At 39.0% G+C, this 16,480-nt stretch carries 12 protein-coding genes; 3 read left to right on the top strand and 9 right to left on the bottom strand.

What is annotated here, in order from left to right:
• The first annotated feature begins 31 nt into the window (after positions 1 to 31).
• Complete coding sequence (locus H5119_RS06350) at positions 32 to 3,358, top strand: MHYT domain-containing protein (RefSeq protein ID WP_182701630.1); 3,327 nt, start codon at positions 32 to 34, stop codon at positions 3,356 to 3,358.
• The gene (locus H5119_RS06345; protein WP_182701629.1) at positions 3,358 to 4,350 is read left to right on the top strand and encodes a two-component system response regulator; all 993 of its coding nucleotides are present in this window, start codon (positions 3,358 to 3,360) and stop codon (positions 4,348 to 4,350) included. The genes H5119_RS06350 and H5119_RS06345 overlap by 1 nt, the downstream gene beginning before the upstream one ends.
• Here H5119_RS06345 and H5119_RS06340 read toward each other — a convergent pair.
• On the bottom strand, positions 4,347 to 4,787 hold the full coding sequence (locus H5119_RS06340) for a VOC family protein (protein WP_182701628.1): 441 nt from the start codon (positions 4,785 to 4,787) through the stop codon (positions 4,347 to 4,349). The genes H5119_RS06345 and H5119_RS06340 overlap by 4 nt on opposite strands.
• 1 nt (position 4,788) lies before the next feature.
• On the bottom strand, positions 4,789 to 5,520 hold the full coding sequence (locus H5119_RS06335) for an HD domain-containing protein (protein WP_259398969.1): 732 nt from the start codon (positions 5,518 to 5,520) through the stop codon (positions 4,789 to 4,791).
• Positions 5,521 to 5,584: 64 nt separating this feature from the next.
• Here H5119_RS06335 and H5119_RS06330 point away from each other — a divergent pair, with 64 nt between their 5' ends.
• Positions 5,585 to 6,775: a class I SAM-dependent methyltransferase gene (locus H5119_RS06330; RefSeq protein WP_182701626.1), complete on the top strand. Its 1,191-nt coding sequence runs from the start codon at positions 5,585 to 5,587 to the stop codon at positions 6,773 to 6,775.
• A gap of 15 nt (positions 6,776 to 6,790) precedes the next feature.
• Here the strand turns inward: H5119_RS06330 and H5119_RS06325 are convergent, their stop codons facing one another.
• From H5119_RS06325 to zwf, 7 genes are all read right to left on the bottom strand, one after another.
• Complete coding sequence (locus H5119_RS06325; protein WP_077537629.1) at positions 6,791 to 7,087, bottom strand: PilZ domain-containing protein; 297 nt, start codon at positions 7,085 to 7,087, stop codon at positions 6,791 to 6,793.
• Between the two features lie 8 nt (positions 7,088 to 7,095).
• Entirely contained in the window at positions 7,096 to 7,476 is a 381-nt protein-coding gene (locus H5119_RS06320; RefSeq protein WP_077537628.1) for a PleD family two-component system response regulator, read from the bottom strand.
• A 75-nt stretch (positions 7,477 to 7,551) separates the two neighbouring features.
• The gene (gene hrpA / locus H5119_RS06315) at positions 7,552 to 11,439 is read right to left on the bottom strand and encodes an ATP-dependent RNA helicase HrpA (protein WP_182701625.1); all 3,888 of its coding nucleotides are present in this window, start codon (positions 11,437 to 11,439) and stop codon (positions 7,552 to 7,554) included.
• Positions 11,440 to 11,711: 272 nt separating this feature from the next.
• Complete coding sequence (locus tag H5119_RS06310) at positions 11,712 to 12,743, bottom strand: isoaspartyl peptidase/L-asparaginase family protein (RefSeq protein ID WP_182701624.1); 1,032 nt, start codon at positions 12,741 to 12,743, stop codon at positions 11,712 to 11,714.
• Positions 12,744 to 13,033: 290 nt separating this feature from the next.
• A complete protein-coding gene (locus tag H5119_RS06305) occupies positions 13,034 to 13,738 on the bottom strand; it encodes a SapC family protein (protein WP_182701623.1) in 705 nt (234 codons plus the stop codon).
• A gap of 337 nt (positions 13,739 to 14,075) precedes the next feature.
• Complete coding sequence (pgl, locus tag H5119_RS06300; RefSeq protein ID WP_182701622.1) at positions 14,076 to 14,786, bottom strand: 6-phosphogluconolactonase; 711 nt, start codon at positions 14,784 to 14,786, stop codon at positions 14,076 to 14,078.
• A 2-nt stretch (positions 14,787 to 14,788) separates the two neighbouring features.
• Complete coding sequence (zwf, locus tag H5119_RS06295) at positions 14,789 to 16,261, bottom strand: glucose-6-phosphate dehydrogenase (RefSeq protein WP_077537624.1); 1,473 nt, start codon at positions 16,259 to 16,261, stop codon at positions 14,789 to 14,791.
• Between the last annotated feature and the right edge of the window lie 219 nt (positions 16,262 to 16,480).

The raw sequence follows: 16,480 nt of genomic DNA, 5'->3' as shown, positions 1-16,480 counted from the left end.
CTAAAATAGTGATATTACATTGTGAGTTATTATGCTGTCAGCTTTTTTCATTACGGACCAAGATCCTAGTTTAATTGTAAATGGGGTTTACGATCCTGTTTTAGTCTCAATGTCCGTCCTAATCGCTATATTTTCTGCATTTTTTACCACCAAACTCATTGATTTAGCAAAAAGTACTAAATTCCCAAGCTACCAGCGTTTAGCCAATGTTACCGCAGCCACTGTTTTTTCTGTCGGTATTTGGAGTATGCATTTTATTGGTATGCTCGCTTTTTCACTCTGCACTAATATTCAATATGATCCCATGATTACATTATTGTCATTTATACCTGCATTTTTGGCCTGTCAGTATGCTGTGGCTATGCTGGTAAATAGTGATGGAAATTTAAAAACACTTGCTACTTGTTCGATTTTACTTGGTGCAGGCATTGGTACTATGCATTACAGTGGCATGGCTGCTATGCAACTTGCACCGTTATTACGCTACGATCCTATAATATTTGGCTTATCTATTATTATTGCTATCGCACTGTCATTCATTGCTTTGTATAGTCGCTTTAATCTTGAAATATTTTTTCCTACATTAGCCCCCTTTCAAAGCCGATTAATAAGCGCTGTGATTTTAGGTTTAGCCGTCGCTGGTATGCACTATATGGGCATGGCCGCAACACGGTTTGTTGCTACATCCCCTATTTTATACGAAGATGCGGATGCCACTGCTGGCTTAACATTTATCGCTATTGCAGTAGCAACTGCAACAATAGCTATTACGAGTGTGGTTGCAGTACTTAATGGCATGGTGCGCTACAGAATGTTACTAGAAGCTAAATCAACGGACGAATCGCGCCTAAATGCAATTTTAGGTACTGCGATTGATGGAATTGTAACCATTGATCACAAAGGTATTATTTTAAGTTTTAATAACTCCGCAACAAAAATATTTGGCTGGTGCGAAAGTGAAGTACGAGATCATAATGTTAAAATGCTCATGGACGATAGCATTGCAGCAAATCACGATAATTACCTATCAAAAGCCGAAAATATTGATTTAGGGAAAGTTATAGGTGTCAATCGTGAAATATCCGCTAAACATAAAAAAGGGTATTTATTTCCGATTCGATTAGGCATTGGTGAAGTTAATCAACCTGGCCAGAATCCTCTGTATGTAGGCTTTATTACTGATTTAACCGAGCAACGAGAGTTGCAACGAAGTCTAGTAGAAAAAGAACAACAATATCGCTCTTTAATGAATAATATGCCAGGCGTTGTGTTTAGATGTAAATTTGATGAAAATTGGACAATGCTATTTATTAGCCCGAGTGTTCTTGAATTAACGGGGTACCAATCAAAAGAATTTATCGAGCATTGTATTGAATTTAATGACCTTGTCTTGAAAACTGATCAGCCTGCTATTCTTGATGCTATAAATAATGCCATTGCACAAAAGCGCCAGTACTCTATTGAATATCGGATCCGTCACCGCAATGGAAAAATGCTATGGCTACTTGATAAAGGAACTTTTGATTTTGATAAGCATGGAAATCCGCAATGGATTGACGGTGTACTAGTTGATATAACAGAGCGAAAAGAATACGAGAAAACGCTTGAAACTGCGAAACTTCAAGCAGAAGAAGCCGCTAACGCTAAACAATCTTTCATGGCTAATATGAGCCATGAAATACGAACTCCTATGAACTCAATTATTGGTTTTAGTGACTTACTCATGGATACCCCACTTGATCAAGAACAACAAAAACATCTCATTACTGTTAACAATGCTGCTCGTTCATTATTACGCTTACTCAATGAAGTTCTTGATTCTGCAAAATTAGAGCGTGGAAAGCTTGCAATAGAGCCTATTCATTTTAATTTGAAGCCTGTTATAGATAGTATTATTTCTACTTTTTGGTTAGAAGCGAAAAAGAAAAACTTAAGTTTAACACTTAATATTAAAGAATCAGTAAGGACAACCTACTGCGGAGACGCTGATCGACTCAGACAGATACTTACTAACCTCATAGGGAATGCTATAAAGTTCACACAGCAAGGATCTGTGACTATAACTATAAGTACAACACAAAATGGACATCTCTTTTTTGAAGTGCAAGATACTGGTATTGGTATTGTAGAAGATCGCAGACAAGCCATATTTCAGCCCTTTGAACAAGCAGATGGGACAACAACGCGACGGTTTGGTGGTACAGGACTTGGAACTACTATTAGTAAACAGCTTGTTGAACTAATGGGAGGCACTATAGATCTCATAAGTGAGGTGGGTAAAGGCACATGTTTTTATTTTTCATTACCGCTTGAAGTCGGTGACGAAGAAAAAATAGATTACTTTGATGGATTACATACTCAGCTTCCCTCACTTAGAATACTTGCTGTTGATGATATTGAGCAAAACAGAGAGCTTCTTTCACTATTACTTTCGCGAGATCAACATACCGTAATCAAAGCAAATAATGGTTTTGAAGCAATAAGTATGTTTGAGCAACAAGACTTTGATGTGATTTTAATGGATATTCACATGCCTGAATGCGATGGTATTGAAGCAACACTCAAAATACGTGAAATAGAAAAACAAAGACAATTAAAATATACACCCATCATAGCCTTAACAGCCAGCGTATTGCAGCAAGATAAATTAACCGCTAAAAAATCTGGAATGAATGGCTTTACTAATAAACCAATTGATATAAATCAATTAAATCAAGAAATTGCTCAAGTTCTTGGACTGGGTTTAGCCAAAGAACTTGTTATAGCGCAAACCGATCCCGATGCCAAGCATATCGATTTTGAAAAAGGTTTGGCCTTATGGGGTTCAAAATGCAAACAGCTCACAGAAATTACGAAATTTACAAATGAAAATAGTAACAAATTTGCAGCGCTTATAAATAATCCGTTGACTGATATAAACAATTCCAAAAGTTTAATACATACATTGAAAGGTGTTGCAGGAAACTTAGGTCTTATAACATTAATGAAGTTGCTTAATGATTTAGAGAACGCCGAAAATACTGAAATAAACAATATACTCAATGCCATAGAAGAAGAACTAGATATAATAGTTCAGTTATTAGCAAACAATGTATGTAAACGGCCAAAAAATAGCGTAAAAAACAGTCGTATTTTGTCTTTTTCAGAACTAAAAACGCTTTGTGAGGTATTACATAAATATGCTTTCAATGCAGAACTTAACGACAAGCTCATTGACCAACTAATACACAACTCGGATACACAATTTACGGATGAAGTAGAAAGTATAAGCACCGCATTTGATGAGTTTGACTTTGATACTGCACAAACAAAACTAGAAGCTTTGCAAAAGAAACTATCACTAATGAGTATTAATTAATGGACTTTTCAGCCAATAGGCCTCGTATTTTAATTGTTGACGATGAACCTGCTAATTTGAAAGTAATGCGAGAAGTGTTAGGTAATCAATATCGCATGTCATTTGCTAAGTCAGGGGAAGCCGCACTCGCTTTACTTGAAAAAGATCTACCTCAACTTATTTTACTCGACATAATGATGCCAGATATGAATGGCTTTGATGTTTGCCAGCGAATAAAAAATAATGCTAGCACGTCTCATATTCCTATTATTTTTGTCACTGCATTAGATGATGAAAGTGATGAGTTTAAAGGCTTTGAGCTAGGCGCAGTTGACTATATCACCAAACCAATTAGCCCGGCTATTGTCAGGGCGAGAGTGAAAACACATCTCTCATTAGTTCAAGCGGAGCAATTAAAACAAGCACATGTTGATTTAGTTCAACGCTTAGGGCGGGCCGCTGAATATAAAGACACTGATACTGGCGAGCATATAGTACGTATGAGCCAATACAGTAAAGTACTTGCCTTAGCGCTGGGCATGCCAGAACACCAAGCAGAATTACTGCGTCAAGCGGCACCAATGCATGATGTTGGTAAAATAGGCATTCCAGATGCTATTTTATTAAAACCAGGGCGCCTTACCAGTGAAGAATTTGAGCACATGAAAAAGCATGCTTTAATCGGTGGACAAATCTTAGCAAATTCAACCTCCCCACTATTACAACTAGCTCATAAACTCGCAATTGAACACCATGAAAAATGGGATGGCTCTGGCTATCCAAATGGTACTCGTGGTGAAGATATATCCATTGAAGGAAGAATTGTGGCCATTGCAGATGTTTTTGATGCCCTTACGTCAAAACGTCCTTATAAAGAAGCATGGAGTGTAGAAAAAACAGTTCAACATATGCAAGAGCAAGCAGGAGCTCATTTCGATCCCGCTCTAATCGAACTATTTGTAAAAAATTTAGACGATATTATTGCTATAAAAAATGCAAATCAAGAAAGCTAATTCTTTTTAGCACTGTGGGAGCCAAGCTCAACATTTGGGTAATAATATTTTATATACCGATAGTCATGTGACGTAATTTCATGGCTATTGCCACTTTCATCTTTAAAGTACATTGAAAACGTTACACCATGATCCGCAAGAACCGCTTTTATATTTAGGTTTTCAAAGTAGTTAAGCCACTCTATAAATTGCTCCCCTGTTGCCAAAAATGCAATTCCTTTACTGCGCCCCTCACCTTCAAAAAGTGCTAAGCGGGTTGTTGAACTAACATCCTCGAGCGTTAAAGGGCCTCGTCCGTCCTCATCCCAAAAGGCAAGTTCGGGTACTATACTAAAACCTAAAACGCGCTCATACCATTTAACGGCATTCGGTAAATTCTCAACATTCAAATGGCAATGATCAATACCTGACAATTTAGGCATATTTTTATTATTCACGTTACTCACCAATTTCTGACTTTAATTGCTCTAAGAACTCATGCATGTAAGCTGTACGCCTATTCGCTTCTGCTTTAGCTGATGGGGTATTCATGCTTTCAGCAATATGTAATAGTTTTATAAAAAAATGATCGAGTGTATATTTTTTATCATCGGCTTCACGTTCAATGCAAAAAGGGTCGTCTGGGTTATACAATAACCGAGAAATTGAACCGCCAACTTTCATACATCGACTCACTCCAACCGCACCCAATGCATCCATTCTGTCAGCATCTTGTACTATTTGCGCCTCAACTGTTTTAATTTTTATATTTGCGCTGAAACTATGCGCTGCAATAGCATGATGAATATCATCAAAAAGTGACTCGTCATAATTAATCGATTTTAAAAATTCCAATGCCTTATCGGCTGCCATAGTAGAGGCTTTTGCACGATCAGGGTGGTTTTTAGCCACCGCCACACAGTCATGCATCCACGCTGCAGGGAGTACTACTGACATATTAGCCTGCTCTGCATCACACAGCTGTATTGCTACGCGCACTACTCGCTCTATATGGGTTATATCGTGGGCTACATCGGCATGCACTAAAGAGGTTATAAACTCTCTACATTGTGAATTAAGTATTTCTAAATCAGGGCTTAAAACGGCATCAGGCACTTTCAGGTTCCAAAAGCTAATTAATAAGTGAATTATTAGTACTTTACCGTGCTTTATAGCCCTCTTGCAAAACATTCATTGTATGTTGCCCGCTGCTTGACTAAAATACAGCGCTTATTTATTACTACTGAGAAGCCTTATGTCATCTGCCGTTTACCTACAAGCTGGTCGCGATAAATCATTAAAAAGAAAACACCCTTGGTTATTTTCAAAAGCCATCAAAAAAATTAAAGGTAAACCTGGATTAGGCGATACAGTAACGATTCACGATAGTGAAGGTAAATTTTTAGCCACTGCAGCTTATAGCCCTCATTCGCAAATTCGTGCACGTGTATGGAGCTTTGACGAAAAAGAAATCATCGATCAACACTTTTTTGAACGCCGTTTACGCCGTTCGTTAGAAGCACGCAGTCAAGTCATAGATGAAGGTGGATTAACAGGCTTTAGATTATGTGCAGCTGAGTCTGATTACTTACCAGGCGTCACTATCGATAAGTTTGATAATGTACTAGTTTGTCAGCTATTAAGCGCTGGAGCCGAGCGTCATAAAGGCGAGATTGTAGGCGCGTTAATGGCTATTTTTCCAGGTTCTAGTATCTATGAGCGATCAGATGTAGAAGTACGCACAAAAGAAGGTTTGGAGCCAATTAAAGGTGTTCTTTGGGGTAATGAGCCAACACAACCTGTACTTATTGATGAAAACGGTTTTAAAATTGAAGTAGATATAATTGATGGACATAAAACGGGCTTTTATTTAGATCAACGCGATAGCCGTGCTGCACTTGAGCGTTTTTCAAAAGGTAAAACGGTACTTAACTGTTTTAGTTATACAGGGACATTTTCACTATACGCCCTGCGTGGTGGGTGTGAGCATGTAACTAATGTTGATGTATCGCAACCAGCGTTAGATACCGCTAAACGTAATGTTGAGCATAACAACTTAGACTTAAATAAAGTTGATTTTGTTAAGCAAGATGTATTTAAGTTACTGCGTCAATACCGCGACGAAGGCAGACAATTTGACACCATCGTAATGGATCCACCAAAATTTGCTGATAATAAAGCACAACTAACAGGTGCGTGCCGTGGTTATAAAGATATCAACATGATTGCTATGCAAATACTTAAACCCGGTGGAACATTATTAACGTTCTCTTGCTCGGGTTTAATGGAGCAAAATTTATTTCAAAAAGTTGTTGCTGATGCAGCGCTTGATGCAGGTAAAGATCTACTTATAATGGAACGCCTAAATCAAGCAGCCGATCATCCCATTGCTGGCAGCTACCCTGAAGGTTTTTACCTAAAAGGTTTAATCTGTAAGGTCTATTAATAGCTAAGTAGCTAATTAATTAAATTCTATTATTTCAAGCCCTGCTGTTACCGTGCCATCATCTTCTTTGCTGGCACGTATTACTTTTGCCGTTGCTTTTAAAGGGGCAATACTTGGGTGTGTTGATGCGATATCAACCGATAAAATAGTTTCAGGCTCAAGCAAATCATCTAAATGCAGTGATAATCCTGTTGCACTTAAATCAACGCATTCTGCCGTGTAATTCAAACCAGCTACAGGCTCTATCGTGGTTAAATTTGCCGTTGTATTTACCTGCATACGTCTGAAGTTTCGTTTGTCATCTGTAAACATAATTCCCTCTATACAATTGTATTAATTTGCTCGAGCAATACGCTCATCGAAAATGGTTTGACTACATAGGCATCACATCCTGCATCAAACCCTGCCTTTTTTTCCAGCTCAGATTCAAGGCCAGATACCATAACAACCGGAATGTTTTTTGTCTCCGGCGTATGCTTCAACATTCTGCACGTATCGTAGCCATCAAGGCCTGGCATACATACATCAAGTAAAATTATATCTGGAGGATTCGCAATCGCTGACGCTAAACAGCTCTGCCCAGAGTCCGCATAGCTAACATCAAATTTGGACGCGAGTGCAGCTTTGAGTATCTCATAATTAAAATACTCATCGTCTACAACTAATAAATTTCGTGTTTTTGGTTCAATCAATGAGGACATGTTTATGTCGTTTCCTTCTCAAAGCAAAAATAAATCCTTCCATTAAGGTACTAAGCTTAATACGAAATGCAAGCTTTATTCAATTTCTTTTATCGCATTTAAAATTCGCTTCGACGATATTGGATAAGGAGTTCCTAATGTTTGAGCAAATAAAGAAACTCTTAGCTCTTGTTGCATCCAAAAAATTGCCGTTATGTCTTGTGGTATTGGCATGCCTTTGGGCGTTTTATTAACTAATTTTTTGTATTCTTGAGCAACTTTATCCAGTTCCAACACACATAACCTATCTCGATTAGGATCAACAGGTAATTTTTCTAAGCGTTTTTGAATAGCTTTTAAATAACGAATTAAATCTGTTATTTTATCAGCGCCATGCCCGCTCACAAAACCTTTAAATATAAGTGACTCAAGCTGTGATTTTATATCGCCGTGCGCGGTTATCATGGTTAAATCAACGCGCCCTTTCATCTTTTTATGCAGCGCGTGAGCAATACTTAATACTTGCTCAACCTGCGTTGCAATCGATACAACGGCATCGCCCAGCTCACCTCGTATTTGCTCTTTTACTGTTTCAAATGATTTTTCGTCACGTATATCACCGTGTTTTACTAATAAACTATCAACACCAGCGGCAATACAGTCATCAATTAAATCAGCGATTTTACCAAATGGGTTAAAGTACAAACCCAGCTTTGCCTTATTCGGTAAGTTTTGTTGTAAGTACTTAATTGGCGATGGCACATTGAGTAAAACTAAACGGCGCAGACCTTGTTGATGTGCTTGCTGCGCTTTTGCTTCGCTATCAAAAAGTTCCACTGCGGCGGCTGATTTTTTATCCACCAGCGCAGGGTATGCTTTTATCTCATATTGACCTTGCTTTTTAACGTATGACGCTGGCAGCTCACCAAAATCCCATTGTGTTAAGTCTGATTTTTCAATGCCTTTATCGGCTACTTTCGACAGTGTTTCGGTTACTTCACCTTGCAGCTGTGCTTTAAGCTTGGCTAAATCAAGCCCACGAGCAAGTAACTTATCGTGTTCATCACGTACTTCAAACTGCAATCGTAAATGCGGTGCAAGCGCGGTTAAATCCCATGCTTCTATATCAACTTTTACACCGGTCATTCTCAATAAACGCGTCGTTAATGCATCAATTAAGCTCCCTTGCATTGGCTCAATGGCTGCAAGTACCGCATCAGCGTAATTCGGCGCGGGTACAAAATTACGACGAAGCGATTTAGGCAATGACTTTATTAGCCCACTTATTAGTTCATGCCTAAAGGCAGGTATATGCCAATCAAAGCCACTTTCTTGTACTTGATTTAGCAGCGCTACCGGTATTTGTACCGCAACACCATCAACGGCTTGGCCTGGATCAAAATGATAAGCAAGCGGTAATATAATATTGTCTTGCTGCCATGTGTCAGGGTAGTCAAACTCGGTTATATTACTTGCGCCATGCTGCATTAACTCTTCACGAGTCATATGTAGGTAATGTTTATTTTGTTGCTTTTGCGTTTTATACCATTTTAAAAATGCAGCGCGATTATTAATCTCTTTTGGTATTTTTTTATCGTAAAATTCAAATAATGTTTGCTCATCAACTAAAATATCACGACGACGTGACTTATTTTCCAGTACTTGAATATCTTCAATAAGCTCACGGTTAAACGCTAAAAAGCCCTCGTTTAAGCCCAGCTCTTGCTCAACTAAAGCAGTGCGCACAAAAAGCTCGCGACTCACTTTAGGGTCAATATTGCTATAAACACAGCGGCGTTTATTTACAACGAGCAGGCCGTACAAAGTTTGCTGTTCAAACGCAATTACCGCACCAGGCTTTTTCTCCCAGTGTGGCTCTGTGTAACTGCGTTTTACTAAGTGCTGTGCTAATGGTTCTACCCAGTTAATGTCTATTTTTGCATTGGTGCGAGCATATAATTTACTAGTCTCTACCAGCTCCGCTGACATTATCCATTTAGGACTCTTTTTAAATAAGCCCGAGCCTGGAAAAATATGGAACTGACTATTACGTGCACCTTTGTATATTTGTTTCTCATCTTTAAAGCCAATGTGGCTTAGCATTCCGCTTAATAACGCTTTATGAACAAGTTCGCCATCAGCCGCTTGGCTGGTTGCTTTCATCCCCATTTCGTTGCATACAGTACTTATTTGATAAACAATATCTTGCCACTCACGCAGGCGCATATAGGCTAGGAAATCTTTTTGACACAGCTTTCTAAATTGGCCGTTAGTCAGCTCGCTTTGCTGCTCTTCTAGGTAATTCCATAAGTTTAAAAAAGCAATAAAATCTGAATCTGGGTCGTCAAAACGACCATGTTTTTCATTGGCAGCAGCACGTTTTTCTTGTGGCCGTTCACGTGGGTCTTGGATAGACAATGCTGCCACAATAATAATCACTTCACGCAATGCACCAAGTTTATGAGCCGTGAGCACCATTTTAGCTAAACGAGGATCAACCGGTAATCGGCTAAGCTCTCTACCCGAAGCGGTTAAACTCGTTTTGTTATCACGTTTGTCTGGCTTTACTGCTTGTAGCTCTTCTAATAACGATAAACCATCACTTATATTACGGCTATCTGGCGCTTGCACAAACGGAAATTGCGCCATATCACCAAGCCCTAGCGCTAACATTTGTAAAATAACAGACGCAAGATTAGTGCGCAGTATTTCAGGGTCGGTAAACTCTGGGCGAGATAAAAAATCATCCTCAGAGTACAAGCGTATACAAATACCCGCTTCAACACGTCCACAACGACCCATACGCTGATTAGCACTTGCTTGCGATATAGGTTCTATTGGCAGGCGCTGAACTTTTGTACGATAACTGTAGCGGCTTATACGCGCAGTACCTGGATCTATGACATAACGAATACCCGGCACAGTGAGTGATGTTTCGGCCACGTTGGTCGATAAAATAATATGACGACGAGAATGTGGCGCAAATATACGGTTTTGCTCTGCGTTAGATAAGCGCGAGTAAAGTGGCAATACATCAGTGTGTTTTAAATTACGCTTGCTAAGTGCATCAGCGGTATCGCGTATTTCACGCTCACCGTTTAAAAATATCAGTATGTCGCCAGGACCTTCCGCGCACAATTCGTCAACAGCATCAAAAATACCTTGCAGTTGATCGCCCTCGGCTTCCATATCTTCTTTATTAATATCGGCCGTTGGGTTGTAACGTACATCAACAGGGAAAGTACGGCCTGATACTTCTATAATGGGCGCATCATCAAAATGCTTTGAAAAGCGCTCAGGATCGATGGTTGCAGAGGTAATAATTATTTTTAAATCGGGGCGTTTTGGAAGAAGATTTTTTAAATAACCTAAAATAAAGTCGATGTTTAAACTACGCTCGTGCGCTTCATCTATAATTATGGTGTCGTATTGGTTTAAAAATCGATCTTGCTGAATTTCTGCCAGTAAAATACCGTCAGTCATTAGTTTAACGTACGTATTATTAGAAACCTGATCGCTAAAACGAATTTTAAAACCGACTTGCTGACCAAGTTCGCACTTCATTTCTTCAGCAATACGGTTAGCCACCGTTCGCGCTGCTAATCGGCGTGGTTGAGTATGGCCTATTAAGCCATCAACACCACGGCCAAGCTCTAAACACATTTTAGGTATTTGAGTAGTTTTACCTGAGCCAGTCTCGCCTGCAATAATAACCACTTGGTTATTTGCAATGGCGTCTTTAATTAATTCCTTTTTTTGACTTACTGGCAATTGCTCAGGGTAAGTCACTTTAGGAAGGCCAGCTAAACGTTTTTCGCGAAGTTCTTGGCTACGGGTTATATCAGCCGCTATTTTTTCAAGCGCGTTGGTATGCTTGTTTTCATCGGTTATTTTTTTTACGCCATGTAAGCGTTTTTTGAAAATGAATTGATCTTTTTTCAAGCACGTTTTTAGCTCGCCAAACAACTGACCTAGGTTTACCACCCGCATACCTTATAAAATTAGTTAAAGAACCATAATTGTATCAAATTAAACGGCCGGGGTTAATCCTACAAAATGCATAACACGGGGTTGTTTGTTATATAAACGCTGCGATTCACCTAAACTGCGAATAATAAATCTATCTCAAGCAGTTATTTTCAGCGCTAACTGCACTGAAAATAACTGGCTAGTAAAAAATGAATTCAAATATCATTGTGGTTCAATATGTTAGTAAATCTCTTAACCAGAGTTGAGGTTAATTAAATTACTTTGGCTTATTCGTCGTTAAAAATGCCCACGTAGGTCGCTTGCGTATTCGATTTACTTGCCCGATACATGCCAGAGGTATTAAATGGCAAGCTAATATTCCCCTTAGTATCAATGATAATAACACCTCCAGTGCCACCAATTGGCTTAAGCACACCGTTTATAACTTCATCTCCAGCTTCGGCTATGGTTTTACCTTGATACTTAACGCGCGCACATATATCGCTCGCTACGTTATAGCGGATAAAATACTCACCATGCCCAGTGGATGAAACAGCACATGATTCATTTTCAGCAAAAGTGCCGGCACCAATTACGGGGGCATCGCCGATACGGCCATAACGCTTTGCCGTCATGCCACCGGTTGATGTACCTGCCGCTAAGTTACCGTTTTTATCAAGCGCCACTGCGCCAACCGTGCCCATTTTGTAAGAGTTAGGCAATGCTTTGTGCGCGGCTTGGTACTCTTTACTGGTTGCTTTCGCTTTATCTAATTTTTGTTTTGCTTTTAGAAGTGCCTTGTAACGAAATTCGGTATCAAATAAGTTATTTTCGATAAGCTCAACACCTTGCTCTTTAGCAAACTCCTCAGCGCCTTGCCCATTGAGCATGACATGTACAGAGTTATCCATGACCAAACGCGCTAAACTAATTGGGCTCTCAATATGTTTTACACCTGCAACTGCGCCTGCTTCTCGGTTTCGACCATCCATAATAGAGGCATCAAGTTCATGGCTACCATCGTAAGTGTAAACCGCTCCACGTCCCGCATTAAAATAAGTCGATTGCTCTAATATCGTAATTGCAGCAATTACCGCATCTAAACTTTCGCCACCTTGATCAAGTACCTTGTAACCCGCCTCAACTGCCTCGGTTAGTTTAGCGCGATACGCTTTTTCTTGCTCGGACGTAAATTTTTCTTTTTCAATTGTGCCTACGCCACCATGAATCGCGATGGCAAACGGAGCCTCTGCAGCTAATACGCTGTTACTTAAAGCAAGAAAACTACTCGCAAAAATTGCTAATAAGGGTGTTTTCATAATGAGTTCTTTTATGGGGAAGTTATAAACTAATGTGAATGGTTGCGAGCTTAATTTCAACTAAAGTGAGTTTAATGGTACAAAAAAAGCGCCTTAAGGCGCTTTTTAAAATTTAACGTGTTTGTAATACCAATTTTATTAAAAACATGATCATTCTAGCGTATTAAATAGCTCACTAACTACGTTGAAAATTATTTATATAGAACAACTATGTATCATAATTTTAGCCTTGTTATTGCGCTATTTTCTTATCGCTATAATAGATCACTAATTTAATGCAATTGGTATAATTAAGCTTGTTGAGCTTTTAAACGCGCTAAACGTGCAACTTGATGAGTCGACGTTAAGAAAGAATAAATTGGTGCTAAATAACCGCGCTTACGAAGGTCTAGGAAATCTGCATCGCTTAACTCATTTAACTTTTTCTCGTCGATAAGATAGATACCATTGATATCTTTTTTCTCACCTTTAATGTCAACAGTCAATGTTTGTGCAATTAAAAGCTCTTTCTCAGCAAGAAATTTAGTAAATGCATCTGTCACTTGAGAAAATTCAATAAATGATACTAGCGCTTCTTTACGACGTTTTAAGTAATCAGTCTCTTCGCCATTTTCAAATAACGCGTTACCTTCGTCTTCACCAACAAGCGAGCTTGCTTCGTCAATTACAATACCGAATTGATCTTGCTCTGGGTGTTTAACTAGGCCTAATGGGTAGCGAGTCGTTGCCATAGGTGCGAATGCTGCGGTCCATTTACCATTTTCAACAAATAAGTTTTCGCCTGGCTCAAGACCAAACATAGCAACGGCTTGAAACGTGTCGCTTTCATTATTTTTAACAAAAGACATAGGAAATTCATTAGCTACACGTGCAAACTCATGTGCAACTACTGGCACTAAATGTTGCGTTTTCATAAATTCTACGTTGATGCCATTTTTGATTTTAGTGTTGGCATGTTTTTCGTTGTGTAAAGGCTGTACTTGTTGCTCCGCCATGTTACTGCTCCGTTTATTTTTGGTTTATGTGTTTCATTGTTAATACCTTTAGGCTAATGCTTTTGAGCTAAAAAAGGAAGGGAAACTTTTATGACAACCGTCATGAAAAAATAAAATTTAACTAAATCCATGCGTTGCTAAAAAACATACAACTAAAACTCATAATTTTTGTTCAAAAACAACACATTTCATGGTTAATTTTAATACAAACCAAAGTTACTCATTAACATTGGTTAACAGTTCAAGACTATTTTTTTGCAGTGTTTAGGCTTAAATTTGAGCAAATAAAAAAGGCCGCTTATATAAGCGGCCTTTAAAAGTTAAATTAGCATCTAAATTAAGGTGCCCAATATACTTCAATATTGATACTTGGATGGTTAAGCACAGCGCGTAGTGGCATATCATTCACATCGCCTCCCGCTTTTGCTTGCTTATAAACAGCCAGTTTTTCTTCACCACTAATTAAAAGCTTAACTACTTTAGATTGCGCAATGGCATTTAAAGTGAGTGTCATACGCTCGGTGATACTACCTGTAACGTCGCTTTGTATTGCATTGATAGCACACACTGATTGTGTGGTTGTTAAACCGTGATCTAAACCTTCTGCATTTGGGAATAACGACGCTGTATGACCGTCTGGGCCCATACCTAAAATGGTCACATCATATGGCGTTTTTAACGCACTGTATGCTGCGTCACACACTTCACTGCCTTGCTGTGCGGTTGCCGCTTCGTTTTTCATGGTAATAAAGTTAGCTGCACTACCGTAGTTTTGTAATAATGTATTTTTAATAAACACTTCATTACTTTTTTCATGTGTATTGTCTACCCAGCGTTCGTCAACCATAGCAACATCAACGTTTTTCCAATCTAAATCAAGCGTTGATAAGTGTTTATAGGCCGCTGCTGGTGATGAGCCACCTGATACCATGAGTACTGCACGGCCGTCGTTTTCAATGCCGTCACGCAGTGATTGCTCAAGCGTTGCTGAAAGCTCTTTCGTCAACGCATCTTTATTATCAAAAAATTTCTCAACTAATGTTGCCATATTTATGCCTTTTCACCGGTGTTAAACCACACATGATTTTTTTCAGCCAATAATTCATCAGCATCATCTGGACCCCAGCTCCCAGCTCGATAAAGCGCCGGTTTGCCTTTTTCTTGCCAGCGGTCGATGATCGGATCAATCCATTTCCATGCTTGACGAACTTCATCTCGGTGAATAAATAGCGATGGGTTATTTGCAGCGGCATCAAGCATTAAACGCTTGTACGCATCTGAGTGAAAACCATTGCTGTAAGCTTGTGAAAGCTCAATATTCATTGTTACTGGTTCAAGCTGCATTTCAAGGTTATCAAGGCGCTTTGACATTAGCGTTAATTGAATTGTTTCCTCCGGCTGCAAACGAATAACCAGGCGGTTTGGTTCAATATTACCTACGTTATCTTCATATATATTGTGAGATACTTTTTTATATTCAACCACAATCTCAGCACAACGTTTCGTCATTCGCTTACCAGTGCGAAGATAAAATGGCACTCCTGCCCAACGCCAGTTATCGATATGTGCACGGATAGCCACAAAGGTTTCTGTTTTACTTGAACCTTCATTTAGCTCTTCTAAATAGCCTGGTACAATTTTACCATTTAAGTCGCCTGGTACATATTGCCCACGTACTGTGTGCTCATCAACGTCACCACTAATAAGTGGACGAAGCGCTTCTAATACTTTTAATTTTTCGTTACGAATACTATTTGCATTTAATTTATTAGGCGCTTCCATTGCAACTAAACACAGTAGTTGTAATAAATGATTTTGAACCATGTCACGCAGTGCGCCAGCTTTATCGTAAAAACCAGCACGGCTTTCAAGGCCCACTGTTTCTGATAAGCTAATTTGAATGTTATCTATTGATTTAGCATCCCACATATTTTCAAACAAAGAGTTTGAAAAGCGCAGTGCCATTAAATTTTGTACTGTTTCTTTACCAAGATAGTGATCAATACGAAAGATTTGTTCTTCTTCAAAAAACTCTGCAATTTTAGAGTTGATTGCTTCTGCAGATTCACCACAATAACCAATTGGCTTTTCGACTACAACGCGTGATGTTGGTGTAATTAAACCTTTGCTAGAGAGTATTTCGCAGCAAGTGCCGTATACCGCTGGCGGAAGAGATAAATAAAACACGCGAGACTTAGTGCTATCGTGCTCATCTAAAATATTTTTGAGCACATCCCAGTTATTATCAGCTTCGGTAACATTACTCACCACAGGCACTAAATAAGTAGAAAATGCCTTCCAATCTTTAGCGTTAAACTCACCTTTGCTTAAAAATTCTTGTAAAGCCTTGTGTGCTGTTTCTATGTACTCGGATTTTTTACTTTCTTCGCGTACCGTTGGCAAAATACGTGAGCCTTCAGGTAAATTACCTTCTTGATATGCTCGATACATTGCAGGTAATAATTTGCGTAACGCAAGATCACCACCGCCCCCAAAAATTATAATATCAAAAGGATTAAGCATCGTTACTCTCTACGTTTAGGATACCCATCGCTGCCACACGGCACGAAGGTATGCCACTTCTTGGATGATGTTGACTTTATGTTCAAAAAGCCTGCTGAATTGATCTTAGTTAATGATGTTTTATTTTTATTTTATCATCTGCGCTAATTAAATGAGCCTTAGGGGCTCTGTATCTCCTCTCACAAAAATACAGACCCTAAGTACTCCAGCGCTACCCGT

Source organism: Pseudoalteromonas sp. SG45-5, from assembly GCF_014164085.1.
Taxonomy (GTDB): Bacteria; Pseudomonadota; Gammaproteobacteria; order Enterobacterales; family Alteromonadaceae; genus Pseudoalteromonas; species Pseudoalteromonas aliena.
The sequence above is the reverse complement of the archived record's forward strand: the minus strand, read 5'-3'. Positions and strand labels throughout refer to the sequence as shown.